At 63.3% G+C, this 21428-nt stretch carries 15 protein-coding genes and 3 pseudogenes; 11 read left to right on the top strand and 7 right to left on the bottom strand.

The window, feature by feature from the left end:
* Positions 1-39: 39 nt before the first annotated feature.
* The 5 genes and pseudogenes from O3303_RS19475 to O3303_RS19495 form a co-directional block, all read right to left on the bottom strand.
* Positions 40-150 (bottom strand): annotated as a pseudogene (locus O3303_RS19475) (transposase); the annotation flags it as partial.
* Between the two features lie 82 nt (positions 151-232).
* Positions 233-586 (bottom strand): cyclophilin-like fold protein, encoded by a 354-nt coding sequence (locus tag O3303_RS19480; protein WP_269562106.1) that lies wholly within the window; start codon positions 584-586, stop codon positions 233-235.
* 172 nt (positions 587-758) lie between these two features.
* Positions 759-3101 (bottom strand): xanthine dehydrogenase family protein molybdopterin-binding subunit, encoded by a 2343-nt coding sequence (locus tag O3303_RS19485; protein WP_269562107.1) that lies wholly within the window; start codon positions 3099-3101, stop codon positions 759-761.
* A gap of 85 nt (positions 3102-3186) precedes the next feature.
* Positions 3187-4170: an FAD binding domain-containing protein gene (locus O3303_RS19490; protein WP_269562108.1), complete on the bottom strand. Its 984-nt coding sequence runs from the start codon at positions 4168-4170 to the stop codon at positions 3187-3189.
* A gap of 105 nt (positions 4171-4275) precedes the next feature.
* Complete coding sequence (locus O3303_RS19495; protein ID WP_269562109.1) at positions 4276-4917, bottom strand: (2Fe-2S)-binding protein; 642 nt, start codon at positions 4915-4917, stop codon at positions 4276-4278.
* Positions 4918-5963: 1046 nt separating this feature from the next.
* On the opposite strand from O3303_RS19495, the gene O3303_RS19500 reads away from it, so the two are divergent.
* The 8 genes and pseudogenes from O3303_RS19500 to O3303_RS22020 all read left to right on the top strand — a co-directional run.
* On the top strand, positions 5964-6881 hold the full coding sequence (locus O3303_RS19500) for a hypothetical protein (protein WP_269562110.1): 918 nt from the start codon (positions 5964-5966) through the stop codon (positions 6879-6881).
* Between the two features lie 474 nt (positions 6882-7355).
* The gene (locus O3303_RS19505) at positions 7356-8381 is read left to right on the top strand and encodes an EthD domain-containing protein (protein ID WP_269562111.1); all 1026 of its coding nucleotides are present in this window, start codon (positions 7356-7358) and stop codon (positions 8379-8381) included.
* Positions 8382-8477: 96 nt separating this feature from the next.
* Positions 8478-8660 (top strand): hypothetical protein, encoded by a 183-nt coding sequence (locus O3303_RS19510; RefSeq protein ID WP_269562112.1) that lies wholly within the window; start codon positions 8478-8480, stop codon positions 8658-8660.
* Between the two features lie 129 nt (positions 8661-8789).
* Positions 8790-9866 (top strand): chemotaxis protein CheB, encoded by a 1077-nt coding sequence (locus O3303_RS19515; RefSeq protein WP_269562113.1) that lies wholly within the window; start codon positions 8790-8792, stop codon positions 9864-9866.
* A gap of 107 nt (positions 9867-9973) precedes the next feature.
* On the top strand, positions 9974-11854 hold the full coding sequence (locus tag O3303_RS19520; protein WP_269562114.1) for a PAS domain-containing sensor histidine kinase: 1881 nt from the start codon (positions 9974-9976) through the stop codon (positions 11852-11854).
* A 938-nt stretch (positions 11855-12792) separates the two neighbouring features.
* Entirely contained in the window at positions 12793-13776 is a 984-nt protein-coding gene (locus tag O3303_RS19525; RefSeq protein WP_269562115.1) for a Na/Pi cotransporter family protein, read from the top strand.
* A 286-nt stretch (positions 13777-14062) separates the two neighbouring features.
* Positions 14063-16537, top strand: coding sequence for a bifunctional YncE family protein/alkaline phosphatase family protein (locus O3303_RS19530; protein WP_269562116.1), 2475 nt, complete (start codon positions 14063-14065; stop codon positions 16535-16537).
* 388 nt (positions 16538-16925) lie between these two features.
* Positions 16926-17093, top strand: a pseudogene (locus tag O3303_RS22020) (integrase core domain-containing protein); the annotation flags it as partial.
* A gap of 10 nt (positions 17094-17103) precedes the next feature.
* Here the strand turns inward: O3303_RS22020 and O3303_RS19535 are convergent.
* The gene (locus O3303_RS19535) at positions 17104-17259 is read right to left on the bottom strand and encodes a hypothetical protein (RefSeq protein WP_269562117.1); all 156 of its coding nucleotides are present in this window, start codon (positions 17257-17259) and stop codon (positions 17104-17106) included.
* Between the two features lie 377 nt (positions 17260-17636).
* Between O3303_RS19535 and O3303_RS19540 the strand changes: the two genes are divergently transcribed.
* Complete coding sequence (locus tag O3303_RS19540; protein WP_269562118.1) at positions 17637-18878, top strand: BamA/TamA family outer membrane protein; 1242 nt, start codon at positions 17637-17639, stop codon at positions 18876-18878.
* A 373-nt stretch (positions 18879-19251) separates the two neighbouring features.
* On the opposite strand, the gene O3303_RS19545 is transcribed toward O3303_RS19540, so the two are convergent.
* Entirely contained in the window at positions 19252-19500 is a 249-nt protein-coding gene (locus O3303_RS19545) for a transposase (protein ID WP_269562119.1), read from the bottom strand.
* On the opposite strand from O3303_RS19545, the pseudogene O3303_RS19550 reads away from it, so the two are divergent.
* Both O3303_RS19550 and O3303_RS22025 read left to right on the top strand, forming a co-directional pair.
* A pseudogene (locus O3303_RS19550) lies at positions 19499-20536 on the top strand (IS3 family transposase). The gene O3303_RS19545 and the pseudogene O3303_RS19550 overlap by 2 nt on opposite strands.
* Before the next feature lie 143 nt (positions 20537-20679).
* Positions 20680-21051: a carboxypeptidase-like regulatory domain-containing protein gene (locus tag O3303_RS22025; protein WP_350356630.1), complete on the top strand. Its 372-nt coding sequence runs from the start codon at positions 20680-20682 to the stop codon at positions 21049-21051.
* Positions 21052-21428 lie beyond the last annotated feature (377 nt).

A 21428-nucleotide genomic window follows, 5' to 3' on the forward strand; every position in this document is an offset into this window, starting at 1 on the left:
CCTGGTGAACTCCTCCAAGGCATCGCGGGTGCGGGGCTAGGCGGTGTACAGGCGGGTTTTGAGCTTGCTAAAGACGATGTCGATGGGGTTAAAGTCCAGCGAATAGGGTGGCAGGTAGAGCAGACGGGCCCCGCAGGTTTCAACCAGTTCAGCCAAGTGTGAAAACAAAAAGCCTCCTGCATTATTGCAGGAGGCTTTTTGCCTGTCAAACAGGTGTTTGCCGGCGCGCTGATTACTGCACCTCGAACGTGACCGTGGCGCTGTCCCGGCCCAGCGCCGCGGTTAGCCCGGCCGGGTTATCGACGCGGCCCATCCGGGTGTAGCGGTAAGAAGTGGACAGCGGCTGGTAAAACAAAACCAGCGTATTAGCGCCGTAGAGCAGCAAATCCCCCGCCTGAATGGAGCCGGGGCTGGCGGCGTTGGTGGGCAGGCTGGCCTGCAGATCGTGATATTTCTCGTTGCTGTTCAGCTCGCTCATGGCCAGGGTGAGGGGCAGCCGGGCCACAAAGGCGGTGCTCGTCGGGTTGTCCAGCAGCGTGGCCGTGAACGTGTCGGCGCCGATGCGCAGGCGAATTTTCGTGCTCATAGTGGGCAGGGTGGCTGATTCTGGTTGGGGCGTGTCGCTCCTACACGCGCCGGCCCCAACCAGAATCAGTAACAACAGCAACAGCAGGCGTGGACGTTTTAGGGCTTATGGCAAATCACTGATGCAGACGACTCTGCCAACGTAGTCTGACCATCAGCCGGAACTAACCTGCTTACACCGGCTGGCGCATGGCCTCCAGCACCTTGTCAGGCGTCATGGGCAGGGAGCGCAGGCGGCGGCCGGTGGCGTGGAAAATGGCGTTACCCACGGCCGCGGCGGTGCCCACGATGGCAATTTCGCCGATGCCCTTCACGCCCATGGCGTTGATGTACGGGTCTTTCTCATCGATAAACTCTACGGTCATGTCCGGAATGTCGGCATTCACGGGCACGTGGTAGTCGGCCAGGGTGGCGTTGGTGTAGCGGGCCAGGTTGGGGTCGCGCACGGTCTTTTCCATCAGGGCCGCCCCGATGCCCATCGTGGCCCCGCCCAGCACCTGCGAGCGGGCGGTTTTGGGGTTCAGGATGCGGCCGCCGGCCACCACGCTCACCCATTTGGTGATGCGCACGGTGCCCAGCTCGGGGTCGACCTGCACCTCGCAGAAGTGCGCCCCGAACGAGTACATGGCGTGGCCGCTTTCCTTACCGGCGTCGTCTGCTTTGGCCGCGCCGGCCTGGGCCGCCTCGTAGCCCGCGCCGTACTTGCCCTGGCCGAAGCCTTCGAGGTCGGTCAGGCTGGCGCGCTTCATCAGGGCCGCGAATTCCTCGCCTTTGGCCGGGTTGGCTTTCAGCTGCAGGCGGCCTTTCACCACTTCCACGTCGGCGGGTTTGGCGCGGAACAGCGGCGACTTGGCATCCTTCACGGCCATTTTGGTGAGCTTCTCCCACAAGTCCTGCGCGGCCGTGTACACCGACGAGGCGAAGGTGCCGGCCCCCATTGAGCCGCCCGAAATGTTGGTGGTCGGCAGCGCCGAGTCGCCCAGCTCGAAGCGCACCTTGTCGGGCGCGATACCCAGGCAGTCGGCCGCCACCTGCGTGATGACGGTGTAGGTGCCGGTGCCCAGGTCGGTGGCCGCCACCTGCACCACGGCGTGGCCGTCGGCGTAGAGGCGCACGCGGGCGTTGCCCTGCGAGTCGTTCACCGGGTAGGTGGCCGTGGCCATGCCCCAGCCCACGAGGTATTTGCCGTCGCGGGTCAGGCCGTTTTTGGGGTTGCGCTTGCTCCAGCCAAACAGCTCAGCGCCGCGGGCGTAGCACTGCTTCAGGCTTTTGCTGCTCCAGGGCTGGCCGGTGGCGGGGTCCTTGTCGGCGTGGTTGACCAGCCGAATCTGCACGGGGTCGAGGCCGAGCTGGTAGGCCAGATCGTCGAGCGAGCTTTCCAGGGCAAACGAGCCGGGCGCTTCGCCGGGCGCGCGCATCCAGGTGGGCGTCATCACGTTGCCTTTCACCAGCTTGGTAGTGGCTTCGAAATTGGGGCACTGGTAGAGCATGCCCATGAATTTGCTGTTGGTTTCGGCGTAGTCGTCCCAGGGCGAGGTGGTCGAGGTCTTCTCGTGCAGCAGGGCCAGCAGCTTGCCTTGCTTGGTGGCGCCCAGGCGCAGGGTCTGCTCCTGGTCTTCGCGGTGGCCGACGCTGGTAAACATCTGCGGGCGCGTCAGCACCAGCTTCACCGGCCGGCCCACGGCCTTGGCCGTGAGGGCCGTGAGCACGCTGTGGGGCCAGATGGGGCCTTTGCAGCCAAAGCCGCCGCCGAGGTACTTGGTGATGACGCGCACCTGGTCCTGGGGCAAACCCAGAATAGCGCTCAACGCGCGCTGCTGCCACGAGACGCCTTGCGTCGCGTCGTAGACGGTGAGGCGGTCGGCGGCTTCCCAGTGGGCGATGGTGGCGCTGGGCTCCATCGGGCTGTGGTGGTTGGTGGCGTGGGTGTAGGTGGCCGTCACCTGGGCCGGCGCGGCGGCGAAAGCCTCGGCGGCCTTGCCGCGGCGCTTGGTGCCCTCGGCGTCGGCATTGGGCTTGCCACCGGGGTTGTAGCGCGGCGCTTTCGTATCCTGGTACGAGGCCACGGGGGCTTCCGCGGTTACGCTCACGCGCAGCTTGGCGGCAGCCTGCTGGGCATGCTCCAGCGTATCGGCTACCACGATGGCCACCGGCTGGCCGGCGTAGAATATCTGGTCGGACTGCAGGGGCATGAAGGTCATCTGCACCGCATAGCCGATGGCCTCCTTGCCTTCCTTGGTTTCCGCCGTCAGGGCGGGCTTGGGCAGGTTCTGGTGGGTTAGGATGGCCAGTACGCCCGGCTCGAGCTGGGCCGCGCTGAGGTCGAAACCGGTCACGCGGCCCTTGGCCACGTCACTGGTTTTGATGACGGCGTGCACCATCCCCGGCAGGTGGTTGTACTCGGCCGAGTATTTGGCCGCGCCCGTCACCTTGGCCCGGCCATCCACGCGGCTCAGCGGCTGGCCGACAGCGACCGTTTGGGGGGGAGTTTCAAAGAAGGCGGATTCGGTATCCATGGTTCGGGCTGTTAGCTTATAGCCGTTGGCTACGGGCTTTGTGGTGAGGAATTGTCGGGGTGGCTTGCGGGGTGAGGGCGAACGGCTAGGCGCTAACCGCTTCTAACGCCCGCACCAGCGTGTTCTGGGCCAGCTCCACTTTGAAAGCGTTTTCGCTGCGGGGCTTGGCGCCCTGCAGCGCGGCGGCGGCGGCCGCCTTGAAGGTGGCCTCGGTGGCCGGCTGGCCCACCAAAGCCTTCTCGGCTTCCAGGGAGCGCCAGGGCTTGGTGCCCACCCCGCCCAGCGCCACGCGGGCCGAGCGGATGGTGCCGCCCTGCACATCGAGACCCACGGCGGCCGAGGCCAGGGCGTAGGCGTAGCTGCTCCGCTCGCGCACCTTCAGGTAGGTGGAGCGTTGGGCGTGGGCGGCGGCCGGAATGGTGACGGCCACCAGCAGCTCGCCGGGCTCCAGCACGGTTTCCTTCTGCGGCGTGCTGCCGGGCAGCAGGTAGAACTCTGTCACGGGCACCTGCCGCTGCTTGCCCTTCTGGTTTTCCAGGGTCAGCACGGCGTCGAAGGCGGCCAGGGCCACGCTCAGGTCGCCGGGGTAGGCGGTGGCAATACAGCTCTCCGAGGTGCCCAGCACGGCCAGGTTGTGGTTGTCGCCGGTGAGGGCCGGGCAGCCCGAGCCGGGCACGCGCTTGTTGCACGGAAACGCCGCGTCGCGGAAATAGCCGCAGCGGGTGCGCTGCAGAATGTTGCCCCCGATGCTGGCCATGTTGCGCAGCTGCGGCGAGGCCGCCAGCAGAAGCGACTCGGAAATGGCCGGAAACTGGGCCTTCACCAGCGGGTGCTCGCCCACGGCGTTCATGCGCTCCATGGCCCCGATGCGCAGCCCGTCCTTGGTCTGCTCGATGCCTTTGAAGGGCAGTTGGTTGATGTCGACCAGCTGCGGGGGCTCGGTCAGGTTGGCCTTCATCAGGTCCAGTAGCGTGGTGCCGCCGGCAATGTAGGCGGCCTGGGGCTGGTCTTTGGTGCGGCCGGTGGCCTCTTTGGCCGTAGTGGCCTGGGTGTAGCTGAAGTCGTTCATGGGTCAGGTCTTAGGGATTAGGGGCTTAGGATTTAGGATTGATTTTGGAATACGGCCAAGCAGCCCCCCACTGATGGAGCATGCTAAGCCCTAAAACCTAAGTTCCTAAGCCCTACCTGCTACTTCGCGCACGGCGGCCACAATGTTGGGGTAGGCGCCGCAGCGGCAGATGTTGCCGCTCATCCACTCGCGGGTCTGGCCGTCGGTGGTGGCGTGGCCTTCCTTCACGCAGGCTACGCCCGACATAATCTGGCCGGGCGTGCAGTAGCCGCACTGGAAGCCGTCGTGCTTAATGAACGCCTCCTGCATGGGGTGCAGCGCGTCGCCCTTGGCCAAGCCTTCAATGGTGGTGATTTCCTTGCCCTGGTTCATCACGGCCAGGGTCAGGCAGGCGTTGATGCGCTGGCCATCCACGTGCACGGTGCAGGCGCCGCACTGGCCATGGTCGCAGCCCTTCTTGGTGCCGGTCAGGTCCAGGTACTCGCGCAGGGCGTCGAGCAGGGTGGTGCGGGGCTCCAGGGTCAGGTTCTTCACCTGACCATTGATGCGCAGCTGCATAGGGCTGGCACCCGACATCACAGGGTTGACCGGGGCGAGCTTCTGGGCCAGGGTTTCGGCCTGGCTGGCGATGGGCGAAGCCAGCGCGAAGCCCAGGATGCCCCCGGCTTGCTGCATGAACGTACGGCGCGAGCCGTCGGATGACTGCGACGCCTCCGGCTGGGTGTCCGGGAATAAATCAGACTGCATGGAGTGAAGTGAAAGTGGGAAAATAAGCCTGCTCCGCCGCGCGCCGCGCCGGGGCCGCCAGGGCCTGCGCCGGGTGCCAACTGCGTCTACTCAAATGTGGTTTTGACGGTTGCGAAGCAGGTTGTACGTAGCCCCATGGTAAAGGTATTGGCCCCTGGAACGACATTCTTCCGACTGCGACCCGTAAAGGCCAGTGAATCTGGCGCGGAAGACGCCGCCAGCACATCCTGCTTGCAGCGGAGGGGGACAAAAATTTCGCTAAGCCTTATCCGCGCAGCTTCACTTGTGGCTTCATGCCGGCTGCCCGTCCCCAAGGTAGCTGCTGAGGTTGTCAGGGCTGCCGCCCCATAACTCAGTCCCGTTTTTCCGGCATTTCGCTACCTGAAACCGGAATTAGCCAACCGTTATTTCCAGGCCTTGAGCACTCGCGTGAGCTTTGGGCTATGAAACAAGTAGCTTCTTCGCTGGTGGCCGGCCTGCTTTGCCTGATGGTGGCGGCCAGTCCCTGTATTTTTGTGCCATACTTGCAATCAGTAACTACTTCAATGCTAGTATTCCGTCAGGCAAGCAGAATATATAACTTGCTGAGAAACAGTAATAAATGGCATAAAATGTTAATGATTTATTTACTATTTATTACTTGGCGTGTCTACTCTCCAAATTCTTTTACTACCCCTATTTTATACTATGACTTGTACTAAAGTCTATCCCCTCTTAGCTGCTCATATTTAACAACAAGAAGTGGCCCTGTTGTATTAGTAGAGGCTTTCATTTCGCCGGTCTTGAATTTGCTGAGTCGGCAGTTGCTCAGCGTCTGATGGCCCAAGTCACGGCCCTCAGCGGCAACGGGTTGCTACTGGGCCCGCACCGAGTACCCGTCAGCCGCGACCTGCGCGAAAAGGTGCTGAGGCAGGTATTTGGGATCCAGAAAGCCCCAAGAGGGCGCCTGCCCGGGGCACTCCGGTGGTAGGCCGCGCCGGCCGCTGTTAACATCTGGTAGCCAGAGCGGTACTTATGCTAAGCCGCACTAAGCCGGCTCCCGCTTTGTGCAGTACCTGACCGCCTTTGTTGACTATACCTACCCGCCCTTGCGCACGTTTTGGGAAAGCCGCCGCACGGCGCACTACCTGAGCGTGGCCCTGGTAACGACTTTTAGCCTGAGCATGGCGCTGGCGGTGGTGAACTACTGGCATCTGCTGGCGCTGCCGGGCTTGCTGGCGCGCTGCCATTTTTTGCAAGCAGTGGAGGTATCTTTCACGCTGCTGCTGTTTTTTGAAATGGTGAGCCTGGTGTTCGTCATCCCGGATTCCATCGCCAACTCCATCGGCAAGCAGATTGAGATTCTGAGCCTGGTGCTGCTACGATCCTCGTTCAAGGAATTTTCTCACTACAACTTCGAGCGGCCCCTGCAAAGCCAGCTGGAGTCGGTTTACAAGATGGTAGCCGATGGCGGCGGGGCGCTGCTCGTATTTCTGCTGCTCTCGCTCTACTACGGGGTGCAGCGGCACCGCGCCATCACGCCGGAAGCCGACAGGGCAGGCTTCGTGCAGCTCAAGCAGCTCATGGCCCTGCTGGTGCTGGCGGCGCTGCTGCTGCTCATCGGGCACGACGTAATGCAGGCTTTGCGCACCGGCCATTGGGTGCAGTCGGTGGACCGGTTTTATCTGTTGCTGATTTACGCCGACGTGCTGCTGCTGCTCGTAGCCTTCCGCTACACGCTGCACTACCCTGATATTTTCCGCTACTCGGCCTTCGTGCTGGTGACGGTCTTCATCCGGTTTTCATTGCTGGCCCCGGTGTACTACAACGCGCTGCTGGGGGTTTTTTCGGTCGTGTTCGCCATTGCCGTGGTGTATTTCCACACCGTGTTCACCGATGGCCGGCTGGCTTACATCGCCCGGCACCAGCCCCGGCCGCCGGCAGCCGCCGGCGAAGTGGCCGCGCCGCCCCAGCCGCGGGAGTGAGTGGCCGGTAGCTGCCGGGGGGCCGGATACGGCCGGCCGGAAAGTTGATAGGCGATGGAATAAGGGGGCCATTTGCGCCGCGCACGCTACCTGGTGGAGGCTCTGCCTCGCACAGGAGGAAGGCTTTGCTATTACAGGGTTCCAAACCGCTCCCCTGCTGCGCATGACCGACATTTCGATTGGCCAGTCCGTGGCCCTCGCGCCCAACAAATACATCGCCACCCGGCTGGGATTACATTTCAAACCAATGCTTACACATTTAAAGCGGCGTACCCCTGCCCCCGTTCGCTGGGGTTGAGTATGCAAAAACTGCTCCCTGGATTCGAGACCGGCCCGCAGGCCACCGGAGGCACGTTTTCCGACCTCTGCGCCCGGTTGTGCGTAAACCGGCTTGTCCCTTGGGACTGTTTTTTCAACCGCAGGGCGCGCGGCCGACCAAATGGTGGCCTGCGCGCTCCTTCTCCTCCCCCGCTTATGTCTTCTGAACTGCCCAGCGCGGCCGCCGAAAACCCGCGCGCCGACAACCAACACCGCCCCCCCGTGCGCACCAGCTACCACACCACCACCGCGCCGCTCATCGTTACGCCCACCTTCCTCACGCGGGCCGATAACACGCCCCGTGCCGAGCGCCCGCTCGATGAGGGCTCCACCCGCACCCGCCGCGGCGACGGCCTCGAGAACCCCGACGCCGAGCCCACCGAAATTGCCCTCGAACCCAACCCCAACCTGGCCTACGAGCACTGGGACGAATACTGGCGCAAAGTCCACGGTCCCAAATTCGCCTACCAGGAGCCCGGCACCGACAATGAGCCCGTGCTGCGCTACGACCAGGTGCACCGCTTCGCTGGCGGCCCGTCCTCGTTTTTCCGCCCCCCTTACCTGGCCATGATTACGGCGGATAAAAAGCTGGTGAGCGACCCCGAGGCGCAGGTACCAGCCTACCAGCGCCCCCGCTTCGACGGCTTCGCCTATATCGCCTACGCCGCCGAGGCCGATATCGAGCGCGTGCTCAAGCAGCCGCAGTACGACAAGCGCATCATTGCCGACGAGCAAACGGTGTTCCGCCTGGTGACCCGCGAAATTGCCCGCGAGTACATCCTGCTGCCCAGCCCCCAGCACCGCGACCCGCTGAGCCTGGTCAAAATCCACTACCGCCGACCCGAGCTGAGCCGCGAGGCGTTTCAGCAGCGGCTGCTCGAGCAGCACGCGGCGCTGGTCATCGCCCAGCCGGCCACCCACCAGTACGTGCGCCGCTACGCCCAGCTGCACAACATCGGCTCGACCCAGCAGCCCGACCCCGAGGGCCGCCCGATTGACGCCGTTTCGGTGCTCTCCTTCGCCAGTGTCAACGACGTGGAAGACTACCTGCTCACCGACGGCTACCGCGCCATCGAGGCCGACGAAGCCACCTTCATCGACCTGGAGCGCTCGGAGTTCTGGACCGGCCTCAACTACAGCGTCATCAACCGCCTGCTGCCCGAGCTGGCCACCCAGCGCTAGGGCAGGCGCCTGCTACCCTTTCAAATAAGGGCCCTATGCTGCAATGCGTGCGGCATGGGGCCCTCGTTTGTTGGTAACTTATGCTACCCGGCCATAATGCCGTGCTCCCGCACCATCGTGGGCGTGCTGCCGGTGAGCTTCTTGAAGGAGTTGATCGACCTGCAAGGAGAATTTAATTTCTCCGGCGAGACGCTGAGCGATGCGCGACACTTCGACCTGGGCGCGTTGCTCACTGTCGAATGGCAAACTACTTCGCTGGTTACCAATGCTAATATATAGAACACGAGGACGGGGTTGGGCGTGCTATTGGCGCAACGCGGGGCGGCCGATGAACTGCGGTTATCCGGTTGAAAGGGCTGGGGCCGCGTATGCCGGGTAATTGCCCGATACTTCCCGGCAATAACCCCAATGGCCTTCCCTACCCGCACCAAAACCCGTCGCCACCACCGGGACATCGTCGTCATCGGGGCTTCCGCTGGGGGCGTCTCGGCGCTGCTGGCCCTGGTGAAAACCCTGCCGGCGGATTTTCCGGCCCCAATTTTCGTGGTGCAGCACCTCGCGCCGGATTCGCCCAGCATCCTGCCGCAGCTACTTGGCTTCGTCTCGGCGCTGCGGGTCAAACACCCCCAGGACGGCGAAACAGTGGAGGCCGGGGTCATTTACGTGGCCCCACCCGACCATCACCTGCTGCTCGAAGACGACCGGGTACTGGTGGCGCGGGGCCCGAAGGAAAACCGCTTCCGGCCTTCCATTGACGCGCTGTTCCGCTCGGCGGCCTACACCTACGGCCCCCGCGTGATTGGCGTGGTGCTCACCGGCTACCTCGACGACGGCACCTCCGGGCTGTGGAGCGTGCAGCGCATGGGCGGGCTGACCATCGTGCAGGACCCGCTCGACGCCGAGCAGCCCTCGATGCCCACCAACGCGCTGGAGTTCGTGCAGGCCGACCACCTCGTGCCCCTGGCCGGGCTGGGCGCGCTGCTGGCCCGCCTCACCACGGAGGCCTCGCCGGCCAAGCCTCGCCTGCCCGCCGACCAGCTGGAGTTACTGAAAATCGAGTTGACCATTGCCAAGCAGGGCGGCGGCTTCGAGTTGGGCATCATCGATAAAGGCCAGCTCACCCCCTTCACCTGCCCGGACTGTCACGGCGCCCTCACCCAGCTCATCGAGGGCAAGCTGATTCGCTACCGCTGCCACACGGGCCACGCCTACACCGTCAGCGCTTTGCTGAGCGAAGTCACCGAGTCGGTGGAAAGCCTGCTCTACCAGTCTATGCGGGGCCTGGAGGAAACCAAGATGCTACTCCAGAATATCGCGGGGCAGTTCGCCGACAACGAGCAGCCCGAGGTGGCCGCCTTGTTCTTGCGCAAAGCCGACGAAACCGGCCGCCAGGCCCGGGTCGTGCACCAGTCCATTCTCAAGCAGGAAGCCCTCAGCGGCGACCTGCAGTTCCAGAAAAACAAGCTCCCGCACGCCGGCGCCTGAGCGCGCGGGGCTGCCCGTTGCAGGCCAAGCGGCCGGCCAGGGTTTCCACTGCCAGAAGCCGTACCTTCCAGTGATTTCCGTGCTGCTGGTATTTATATCCTGATTCCGTGACGATTCCCGACCCTGCGCTTCCCGACCCTGCGCTTCCCGCCGTGCCCACGCCGCCCGCGAATGCCGCAAAAGACCCCGCTACGCCACCAGTCCCCACCGCCCAAGCCCTGGCCGTTACCCTGGCAGAGCGGGACGCTACCATCACCGAGCAGGATGCCACCAACGAGGAGCTCGCCGCAAGCAACCAGCGCCTCGTCCGAGCTAATGCCGAGCTAACCGCCGCCAGCGCCTACGTGCAGACGCAAACCCAGGCCCTGCACCGGAGCCAAAAAGCCCTGCGCCAGCTCAACCAGCAACTGGAAGCCCGCGTGGCCGAGCGCACCGGCCAACTGGACGCCGCCCTGCGCGAGTGCCGGCAGCACAGCGCTACCCTGACCGCCGTATTCGATCAGACCCCGGCCGCCTTATGTCTGCTGCGCGGCCCGGAGCACCGGTTCACCTACTTCAACCGCAGCTTCCAGCGCCAATACCCCGACCGGGTGCTGCGGGGCCGCCCGATGGCCGAGGCCCTGCCCGAAGCCGCCGCCCAGGGCTTCACCGCCCTACTCGACCGGGTGTACCAGACCGGCGAGCCGTACCACGGCCAGGAGATGCCCATGCGCGAAGAAGGGCCGCACGGGCCGCGGGAGCGGTTTTTTGATTTCACCTACCAGGCCTTTCGCGAAAGCGGCACGGTGGTGGGCGTGGCCGTGTGCGCCTTCGACGTAACGGAACAGGTGCGGGTGCGCGAACAGGTGGCCGTGGCCATCTTCCGGGGGCCGCGCTGCATCATCGAGATGGCCAACCCGGCCGTGTGCGCCATTTGGGGGCGCACGGCCGAACAGGTCGTGGGCAAGCCCCTATTCGAGGCTCTGCCCGACGCGGCGGGGCAGGGCTTCGAGGAGTTACTGGCCGGGGTGCTGGCTACGGGCGTGCCCTTCGTGGCGAAGGAATTGCCCGTTACCTTGGTCCGTGCCGGGCACCGCGACACCGTGTACTGCAACTTCGTGTACCAGCCCCTGCTCGACGCGCAGGGCAGCATTAGCGGCATCACGCTGGTGGCCACCGACGTGAGCGAGCAGGTGCGGGCCCGGCAGCACCTCGAAGCGCTGGGGCGGGAGCTGGCCGAGGCCTACGCCACGCTGCAGGTGGCGCACGTGGACACGGAGCTGGCCAACGCGGCGCTGAGCCAGCGCAACCAGCACCTGCGGGCCACCAACGAGGATCTGGACAACTTCGTGTACGCCGCCAGCCACGATCTGAAGCTGCCCGTGCTCAACCTGGCCGGCCTCTTCGACGAGCTGCGCCGGGGCGTCACCTTCGCCGACCCGGCCGAAGAAGCCACGCTGGTACCCTTGATTCAGGAGGCCCTGCAGCAGCTTGGCACCACCCTCGACGACCTCTCGGCCCTGGGTCAGGTGCAGCAGGCGGCTCACGCCGTGGCCGAGCCCGTGGCGCTGGCCGAGGTGGTGGCGGACGTGCTGCTCACACTTGAGCCGCAGGTTCGGGCCGCCCGGGCCCGCGTCACCACCGATTTTACGGCCCTCCCGGTGGTGGCCTATTCCCAGTCCGGCCTGCGCACCATTGTGCTCAACCTGCTCAGCAACGCGCTCAAGTACGCCGACCCGGCCCGCCCGGCCCGCGTGCACGTCTCGCTCTGGCTCGACGCCGGCCAGCCGGTGCTCTGGGTGAAGGACAACGGCCTGGGCTTCGATGCCACGGCCCACGGCCCCGAACTGTTCCAGCTCTTCCGCCGCTTCCACGACCACACCGAGGGCACTGGGGTGGGCCTGTACCTGGTCAACCGCTTGGTGCAGGCCCGGGGCGGGCGCATCGAGGTGGACAGCCGCGTGGGCGAAGGGGCGACCTTCCGGGTGTACCTCGGAGGAAACCAGTAAGAGGAAACAAGTAAGAGAATGGCCTCTCTGGCAGAAGAAACTGATCATGATTTCTGCCCGACTACGCTTTATTGTGCGCACTTGTGCATGACCCGGAAACCAGGTATGGCTGTTTCAGCTCCTCAAAGGAGACTCCAGCACCGGCAAGATATCCTGGAGCGTATTCTTCCCGGTCACGTAGCGAGCCAGTAGCACCAAGCGCGCGGCATCGGGAGCAGGAAACCCGCTCATTTGCAGCGCCACCGTAATGCTAAGCAACCGACGGACTGTTACGGGCGAAGCTATTTCAACTGGAAAAACAGGCAACGGGTACATAGCAGCAGCGAGTAGTTGAGCAGTTCAAGATACTCTGCTGGCTAGTGGAGGCAACCCCTCCCGGATTACGATTTGATTATTTCTCGTTTTCCTGATTTGTCCTTGGCCGACCTACCCGCAGGGCCACGCTCAACCAGCCATAGCCAGTGGATCCGGCACTACACTACGGCGTAAACACAAACGTGGGGATCATCCGGAAAAACGGCACACCTTATCAGATTCAGCTCGGCGCATGTTACGCGTTTTAAGCGCCCGGCTGTTAGCGTGACGTTGCACTCATCGGCGAAACGTCGTGCTCATCCAGGGACTGACAGGAAGCAGGATGAGCACGACGTTCTGTTCGCAGGAAAAACGGCTTTCTGCTGGATTCTGTGGACGAGCTGAAGGCGTGCGGCGCGGCGGGAATGCGCCGGGTCCGCTCAGCATGACGCTCCCGACGCTCCCATGGGATTGCAAGCACCATAGAAAATCGAAAGCATGGAGTTCGAGATAACCTGAGCGCCAAGCAGGTAATGGCAAGCGTTTCGCCGCAGGTAACAATTTCTTTACGTAGGCAAAGTCGCTCTTACTGCCTCGGTTGCGTTTGTAAGCCCGCCACCGAATAAGCCGGCGGGCCCGCCCGTATGAATTCCTCGGTTTTGTCAATTTCGCTGCTGGCCACCAGCGGCCTGGTGCTGTTTCTCTACGCCGTGAGCCGCCTGGCCCTGGCGCTGCGCCACGTAGCCGGCGACCGGGTGAAGGGCATCCTGGACCGCTTCACGCGCACCATTCCGGCCGCTATCCTCACCGGCACCGTGGTCACCACTTTGCTCGACTCCTCCTCGGTGGTCATCATTCTGACCATTGCGCTGGTGAGTGCCGGGGCGCTGCCCTTTCGCAACTCGCTGGGCGTGGTGCTGGGCGCTAACATCGGTACCACCATCTCCAGCCAGCTGTTTGCCTTCGACCTGGGGCAGTACGCGGTGGTGGCCATGCTGCCGGGCTTGCTCCTGCTGACGCTAAGCAAAAAGCGCCAGGGCCGCACCATCGGGCGGGCCTTGTTCTGCTTTGGGCTGCTGTTTTTTAGCTTGTTTTTGATTGGCGAAGCCGCCGCGCCGCTCAAACAATACAAGGGCGTGCAGGCCTGGCTGCTCAAACTGGAAAGTCCCGTGCGGGGCGCTGGCGCCGGCGCGCTGCTCACCCTGATTGTGCAGTCGTCGTCGGCCACGCTGGGCATGGTCATCAAGCTGGCCGGCAAAGGCCTGCTTACGCTCCCGGCCGGCATTGCCGTGATGCTGGGCGCGGAGCTGGGCACCTGCTCCGATACGCTGCTGGCCACCGTCGGCCGGGGACCGGCGGCGCGCAAAACGGGCTTGTTTCACTTGGGATTTAACCTGGTCACCATCAGCCTGGGCTTGCTGGTTATCGGCCCGTTCACGGCCCTGGTGCTGCGGCTGGCTGGGCAGGCCGACGTGGCCCGCCAGATTGCCCACGCCCACGTGCTGTTCAACGTGGCCGGGGTCCTGCTGTTTGCGCCCCTGCTGCCGCTGTGCCAGCGCCTGCTCGACGCCTGGCTCCCCGACCAGCCCCGGCCGGCCCCGGCCCTGGTCGGGGAGCCCGCCGCCTAGCGACAGGGCGTTTCCGGGCTGCGCAGCGCGATTGCGCCTTCGTTTGCCCTTAACGACGCTGTCGCACCTAACAATTTCTTAACCCGGCAACTTGACTTCGGGCCAGCTTTGACTACCACCGGGCGGTAACTTTAGCCCCGGAATCGGGCAGAAAAACGGTCAGCTTTGCCCACCCTGGCTCGGTGTTGACCACGATTGCTGTTGTGCACAAGCGCGTGGCGCAGGCAGGTAGTCATGAACCCTGCCTTTAGCTTGGATTCCGGTAAGCCCCCATTTTCAGCAGGTTATGAAAAACGTCTTCAAAATCATTCTTGGGGTCATGGTGCTGGCCGTGGCTCAGCCGGCGGCCGCCCAGCAGCCTACCAACCCGGCAGTCCCCACCCCCACCCAAACCCCTACGAGCCGCATTCTGCTGCCCAACGGGTGGTCATTGAGCCCGGCTGGTACGCGGGCCGCCGTGCCGCTCGGCGACCTGCCGCTGAACATGCAGCTCAGCCGCTCGGGCCGGCTGCTGGCCGTCACCAACAACGGGCAGAGCCAGCAAACCATCCAGCTGATTGACCCGCGGGCCAGCCGCGTGCTCGACGAGGCCATCATCCGCAAGTCCTGGTACGGGCTGAAATTTAGCGCCGACGCGAGCCGGCTGTACGCCTCCGGGGGCAACGACAACGTGGTGCTGGCCTACCGCATTGCCAAGGGCAAGTTTACCGGGACCGACACGCTGCGGCTGGGCGCGGCCTGGCCCAAGGACAAAATCAGCCCCACGGGCCTGGAGCTGGATGAGGCCCGGCAGCGCCTGTACGTGGTGACCAAGGAGGACAATTCCCTGTACGTGGTTGACCTCAAGACCAACGCCACGCTCAGCAAGGTGGCCCTGGGCCACGAGGCCTACGGCTGCCTGCTGGCCCCGGACAAGAAGACGCTCTACATCACGCTCTGGGGCGGCGACAAGCTCGCCGTGTACGACGTGGCCACCGGCCGGGTGACCGGCGAAATCGCCACCGAAAGCCACCCCAACGAGGTGATTCAGACCCGCAACGGGCAGCGCCTGTTTGTGGCCAACGCCAACAGCAACTCGGTGTCGGTGATTGACGCCCGGACCCGGCAGGTGCAGGAGGTCATTTCCACCACCCTCTACCCCACCAAGCTCACGGGCGCCACGCCTAACTCCCTGGCCTTGTCGCCGGACGAAAAAACCCTGTACATCGCCAACGCCGACAATAACTGCCTGGCCGTGTTCGACGTGGCCACGCCGGGCAAGAGCGCCGGGCGCGGCTTCATCCCCACCGGCTGGTACCCCAGCAGCGTGCGCGCCCTGGGCAAGCAGATTCTGGTGGCCAACGGCAAGGGCTTCTCCTCGCTGGCTAACCCCAAGGGGCCGCAGCCGCTGAAGAAAGCCGCCGACACCGGCGTAGCAATGGGCGCGATGGAGAAAACCGAGTCGCAGTACATCGGCGGCTTGTTCAAGGGCACCTTGTCGTTCATCGACGCGCCCACCGACGTCCAGCTCAAGACCTACTCGGCGCAGGTGTACGCCAACAGCCCCTTCACGCCGCAGGTGGAAGCCCGGGCCCCGGGCGAGGCCGGCAACCCCGTGCCCCGCTCCGCCGCCGACAAGTCGCCCATCAAGTACGTTTTCTACGTGGTGAAGGAAAACCGCACCTACGACCAGGTATTCGGCGACGTGAAGGAGGGCAACGGCGACCCGTCCCTGTGCCTGTTTCCGGAGAAAGTAACGCCCAACCACCACGCCCTGGCCCGGGAGTTTGGGCTGCTCGACAACTTCTACGTCGACGCCGAGGTGAGTGCCGACGGCCACAACTGGAGCACGGCCGCCTACGCCACCGACTACACCGAGAAAACCTGGCCCACCAGCTATGGCGGCCGCGGCGGCACCTACGACTACGAGGGCAGCCGCAAAATTGCCTACCCCCGCGACGGCTACATCTGGGACTACTGCCAGCGGGCCGGCGTGAGCTACCGCAGCTACGGCGAGTTCGCCGACCGTGGCAAAACTACCCTCAAGTCGCTGGAAGGCCACGTCAGCCCCCGCTCGCCGGGTTTCAACATGGACATTACTGACGTGGAGCGCGTGCGCATCTGGCGGCAGGACTTCGACTCGCTGCTGGCCCGGGGCGCCGTGCCGCGCTTCAACACCATCCGCCTGAGCAACGACCACACCAGCGGGCAGCGCCGCGGCAAGGTGACGCCCACCGCCGCCGTGGCTGACAATGACCTGGCCCTGGGCCAGCTGGTGGAATACCTTTCCAAAAGCCCCATCTGGGCCGAGACGGCCATTTTTGTACTCGAAGACGACGCCCAGAATGGCCCCGACCACGTGGATGCCCACCGCTCGCCAGCCTTCGTCATCAGCCCCTTTACCCGCCGGGGCGCGGTTAACCACGCTATGTATTCCACCTCGGGCATGCTGCGCACCATGGAGCTCATTCTCGGCCTGCCGCCCATGAGCCAGTACGACGCCGCGGCCCGCCCGCTCTACGAGTGCTTTCAGGCCGCGCCCAACCTCACGCCCTACCAAGCCAAGCCTGCCCAGGTAAACCTCGACGAGCGCAACGTGGCCTGGAACCGGAGCGCCGAACGATCCGAGCAGTTTGACTTTGCCACCGAAGATGCCGCTCCCGACCTGGACCTGAACGAGGTCATCTGGAAGTCGGTGAAGGGCGAAAGCGCCGTGATGCCGGCGCCCCGGCGCGGCGCCTTTCTGCAGCTGGAGCGCAGGCGCGACGACGACGACGACTAGGTTTGGCCGGCGGGGGCGCGGTGGTGTGAGCGGAACCCAATCCGGTCCGGTGTGCCAGGCCCGTCCAGCCAGCCGGGCATCCCTCCAACGGCACCCTCGCTAGGTTGCAACCTTGCATCGTGCCCGGCACCAGCCAGAGGCACCAGTCAGGTGATTACCCAGCGCTGCGCGTTGCTCGGGATGGCGCGGCCGACCACGGACCTGCGTATTGGGAGAGCATCAAAAAGTGTAGGGTAATCCTGTTTTCACTCAACGCAAAACAGAACAGATAGCCGCGTAGCTCAATAAGGACTTGCTGGCGCGCCACGGCGCGCTGCAGAGCATGAGCCGGCGCGGCAACTGCTACGATAACGCCCACGCCGAATCGTTCTGAAGCCGCTTCAAAGCCGAACTGCTCGACGGCGGAAGCTTTCCTGGCCTAGCCGAGGCCAAGCTCGAAATCAGCCACCACATCGCCTATTACAACGCCGAACGCAGGCATTCGGCCCTCGGCTATCAAGCGCCCAATCACTTTGAAATCCATCTTCAAGCGACGTCCCAATTGTGTCCGGCTTAGCTAGACCACCTCACAGGCTGTGGGGGCCGCAGCGGCGCACCACCTCGCGGAAGCCGACTGGCGTGTTCGCTACGTCCAGGTGTTGCGGGCTGGAGCCCTGCTGGTGGCACACGGCCAACGTGGCTTTGCTCACGTTGACGCCCACCACGGCAGAGGTTGTTTGCATGGGAAACAGGCTTAGAAAGGATACAGAGCGCCTTCTTCCACAGCAGCATTTTTGATCCTACTACAGGCTCACATGGCCTAACGGAGCGGTCCAAAGTGGCCGTAGAACGGACGGGGGATGCGCATGTTGGCCGGGCTCTACTGGCCCCAGGCCTCTGAATTCCTCTTACCTCCGTCCGGTGCGTCGTGGCGCAGGTTTACGCAGACGCTCAAACACAGGAGCTTCTAAGTCCTCAAGCTATCTGTTTTTATCAGACCACCTCCGTCGTGACCAGACCCAGCTGATCGGCGCCCGAACGTGGCCGGCCTTGCAAGCCACGTTCGGTTCTGAATTACCTTTTCGCCCTACCTTTGGGGCTAATCAGCTCAACCAGGTGTATGAATGTATTTATGGGCGCACTTCGGGCGGCCTTGTTGGCAGCCGCAAGCACCCTAACCTCTTTTGCGGCGGCGGCCCAGCAGATACCGGTCGACTCGCTACGCGGCCGCACGGCGGGCGGACAGATAGCCCAGACTGATACCAGCCGCTCGTTTCTCGACCGCGTACTTGATGTGTTCGAGTTCGACCTCAACCGGTCGGCTGTGGCACAGGGCGGCGCGTACCCGACCCGGCTGGTGCTGGCCCCCATCATCTCGTATGCCCCTGAAACCAGTTGGGGCGCGGGAGTGGGGGCCAAATTCCTCTTCAAACCTAAGGGAGCCGGCACCGATACCCGGACCTCCAACATTCCGGTTTCGTTTCAGTACACGCTGAACAATCAGTTCATCCTGTATTCGGGCTACACGGTTTTTTTCAACCACGAAAACTACCTGCTGCGCGGCAACCTGCTGCATTCCAGCTTTCCGCAGCTTTTCTACGGTGTGGGCAACAACACGCCCGAATCCAACGAGGAGATTTACGACTACCGCTACACGGTTATCGAGCCGCTACTGCTGCGGCGGCTAACGGGCAAGCTGTTTGTGGGCGGCGGCTTGCGCCACGTGCGGGTGAGCGACGTGCAGCTGGCCCCACAAAGCCTGCTGCTCGACGAAACCGGCCAGCCGCGAGCGGCCGGCGCGCTCGGTGCTGTTAGCACGGGCCTGGAATCGGCCCTCACCTACGACACGCGCGACAACGTGCTGAACGCCCAGCGGGGCGTGTTGGCCGAAATCACCCACGGCTGGTATGGCGAACAGCTGGGTGGTCAGTTTCGCTACGAGCTGACCAAAATCGACCTGCGGCAGTATTTTCAGCTCGGGGCCACCCGCCCGCACGTGCTGGCCTATCAGGTGTTCGGCTACCTGAGTTCCGGTAACGTGCCGCTGCTGGAACAAGGAGCCTTGGGAGGCAATGAACTGATGCGCGGCTACTACGAGGGTCGCTACCTCGACCGCAACTACGCCGCCGCCCAGGTCGAATATCGCCGGCCGCTCACCACCCGCTTGGGGGTGGTGGGCTTCGTCAGCGCCGGCAAGGTGGCCCCGCGCCTGCACGATTTCAATTTCAGGGACGTACATCCGGCCGCGGGCGCAGGCCTGCGCTTCAAGCTGGTGAAAGCCGAAAACCTGAACTTGCGCTTGGACGCGGCTTTCGGCGACTCGGGCGGCACGTTCTATCTCAACGTGGCGGAGGCATTTTAGGCCCTGTTGAAACCGCCCCCCGGTCCGGGCTACTCGCTGGGGGCGTGGACCCTTGCCCATCCTGATATCCCCGTAAGCAGCAGGGACTATACAACTAGTGCTCCTTGTACCCGTTGGCTTCAATCCACTCCTTGTTGATGACTGCGCAGCTCCAATGGGCACCGGTGAATCAGCGCTTCGAATTGCAGCCCCAAGAGCCCTTTGTTCCGCGTCCAGGCATAACTGGCAGCGCAGCGGTTGATAAAGGATAAGACGTTGTAATCTTCCTCCCAATCCAAGAGCAAATGGGTTGGGAGGCCACTGAGTCTAGATTGTTCGCCTTCTTTAGCGGCGGTCCGGTGATATTGCAAGGTTTTTTCAACATGTCCAACTCCTACGCCAGTCGCTTATTGGCCGCGCGCAGGGCCCGCGCTTCCGGGTCGCGGGCCACGTCCACGCTGCCGACCTCGGCCACCACCTGGGCCTGTTGCCAGCGGTAGAGCAACTTGGGGCTGATACCCAATTGTCGGGCCGCGGCCTGCGTGCTGCGGCTCTCACTGGCCAGGCGCAGCGCTTCGGCCTTAAATGCCTCGTCGTATTGGCGGCGTTTGTCGGGCGACGCCCCGCTCTTTTTCGCTGTCATGACAGAAGAAACATACGTCCTTCTTCTGTCCAGCCTGCCTAGACCACCTTCGGGCATCAGCCAGGCGACTTACTACAACTGGAAGAAGAAATACGGCGGGCTGGGTGTACCCGAGCTACGACGGTTGAAGCAGTTGGAAGAGGAGAATCTGCACCTCAAACAGCTGGTAGCCGACCTGAGCCTGGACAAACAGATGCTGCAGGACGTGCTCAAACAACCTTCTGAAGCCCGTGCAGCGTCGCCACGCGGCTCAACACCTGATCGACGCCTACCGTATTTCGACCCGCCGAGCCTGTCAGGTCGTATGGCTAAGACGCTCGAGCTGGTACTACCGACCGCACGGGCGGGATGACAAGGTATTGCGCCGCCGGTTACGGGAGCTGGCCCAGATCCCTAGTGCGCTACGGCTGCCAGCGCCTGTTTATGCTGTTACGCCGGGAGGGCTCGCCCGACAACCACAAGTGCGTGCAGCAGCAAACGTCCCAAGTGCAGCCGGGCCGCGGCGCACCGCCTGGAGCAGGTCGAGTTGCAGCGGCCGCACCAGAACTAGCGCATGGATTTCGTGGCCGATCAGCTCTTCGATGGGCGCAAGATCCGCGCCTTAACGATAGTCGATAACTTTAGTCGCCAGTGCCTGGCCATTCACGTGGAACAGTCGCTGAAAGGCGACGATGTAGTGGCCGTGATGAGCCGCCTGCAGCAGACCTTGGGAGTCGTGCCCGAACGCATTCAGGTCGACAACGGCAGCGAGTTTATCAGTAAAGCGCTGGACAAGTGGACCTATGAGCAGCAGGTCACGCTGGACTTCTCACGGCCCGGCAAACCGACTGACAGCCAGTATATTGAGTTGTTCAACGGCAGCTTCCGGGACGAGTGCCTGAACGGGCATTGGTTCCTATCGCTGACTGACGCGCAGGAGAAAATCGAGCAGTGGCGGCAAGAGTATAACAGCTTCCGACCGCACAATTCGCTGCAGAATTTAACGCCTGATCAGGTGATGGCGGCCGCCACTACTGCCGAGCTTCAAAACGACTGATTTTTTTCGGAAAGCCGGTCCAATAAATGGGAGGAGGTCAGGTAGGCACAGAGATAACCATTTGTTAGCCTGCAAACTGGTGAGCGTTGCTGTACTTTTGCCGATACCGGAAGAAGAATACTCCTGTTCCGACCGACTTCTGTATGCATTTCACATTGCGCCCGATACTGATCCTGGGTTGTACGCTTGCGGTCCTGACGGCGGCGGGCCAGTCGGCGCCCCTGCCTTCGCCCCCGGATTCGCTTCTGTCTTCGCCCGCAAACTGGATTTGCCGGGGCCGGGTACTCGATGTCAGCCGCCGGCCCGTAGTGGGAGCGAGCGTCTGGGCCAAGGGCACCCTGATAGCCGCGACGACTAACTCCGAAGGACTCTTCCGCTTGGAGTTGCCAACCGGAAGCTACCTGCTACTGGTCGACTACCCGGGATATCTGGCGCGCGATACCCGGGTCAGCCCGACGGATTCTGTGTTCACTATCCTGGTGTACTCCACCCAACCGCGGGCCACGCGCCGCTAGTTACCCGATCTGGTCGTTACCCGATCGGGTAGTTACCGCCACACGCCCCATTAACAGCCCCGCCCCAACTTGCAGGTTGGGGCGGGGCGTATAACAGGCACTGGTATAAGCAGACAGGACACGTTGGCTCACCCGGTAATCTAAAATAACTAGTGCCCGCCTGATCCGGCTCACCAGGACCAAGCGGGGCTTAGTAGCATTTACCCCTCAAAAGTACGACCCGGGTTCGCTCCCTGGAAGCGCGGCAGGCAACCGTAATAGAATGATAACCGCCACCGGGTGCGCGGCACGGCGTCAGCCGGCAAAAGGAAGTGTATATATTATTAAATCCTGATATTCAATTCATAATCTACGCTTAACTTTTTGGCAACAAGCGT

The sequence above is a fragment of the Hymenobacter canadensis genome, from assembly GCF_027359925.1.
Classification (GTDB): Bacteria; Bacteroidota; Bacteroidia; order Cytophagales; family Hymenobacteraceae; genus Hymenobacter; species Hymenobacter canadensis.

Coding starts and splice junctions, on each gene's coding strand:
- O3303_RS19480 (WP_269562106.1), bottom strand. CDS start 586: ATGAGCACGAAAATTCGCCTGCGCATCGGCGCCGACACGTTCACGGCC.
- O3303_RS19530 (WP_269562116.1), top strand. CDS start 14,063: ATGAAAAACGTCTTCAAAATCATTCTTGGGGTCATGGTGCTGGCCGTG.
- O3303_RS19510 (WP_269562112.1), top strand. CDS start 8,478: ATGCCGTGCTCCCGCACCATCGTGGGCGTGCTGCCGGTGAGCTTCTTG.
- O3303_RS19490 (WP_269562108.1), bottom strand. CDS start 4,170: ATGAACGACTTCAGCTACACCCAGGCCACTACGGCCAAAGAGGCCACC.
- O3303_RS19505 (WP_269562111.1), top strand. CDS start 7,356: ATGTCTTCTGAACTGCCCAGCGCGGCCGCCGAAAACCCGCGCGCCGAC.
- O3303_RS19495 (WP_269562109.1), bottom strand. CDS start 4,917: ATGCAGTCTGATTTATTCCCGGACACCCAGCCGGAGGCGTCGCAGTCA.
- O3303_RS22025 (WP_350356630.1), top strand. CDS start 20,680: ATGCATTTCACATTGCGCCCGATACTGATCCTGGGTTGTACGCTTGCG.
- O3303_RS19485 (WP_269562107.1), bottom strand. CDS start 3,101: ATGGATACCGAATCCGCCTTCTTTGAAACTCCCCCCCAAACGGTCGCT.
- O3303_RS19525 (WP_269562115.1), top strand. CDS start 12,793: ATGAATTCCTCGGTTTTGTCAATTTCGCTGCTGGCCACCAGCGGCCTG.
- O3303_RS19535 (WP_269562117.1), bottom strand. CDS start 17,259: ATGCAAACAACCTCTGCCGTGGTGGGCGTCAACGTGAGCAAAGCCACG.
- O3303_RS19540 (WP_269562118.1), top strand. CDS start 17,637: ATGAATGTATTTATGGGCGCACTTCGGGCGGCCTTGTTGGCAGCCGCA.
- O3303_RS19545 (WP_269562119.1), bottom strand. CDS start 19,500: ATGACAGCGAAAAAGAGCGGGGCGTCGCCCGACAAACGCCGCCAATAC.
- O3303_RS19515 (WP_269562113.1), top strand. CDS start 8,790: ATGGCCTTCCCTACCCGCACCAAAACCCGTCGCCACCACCGGGACATC.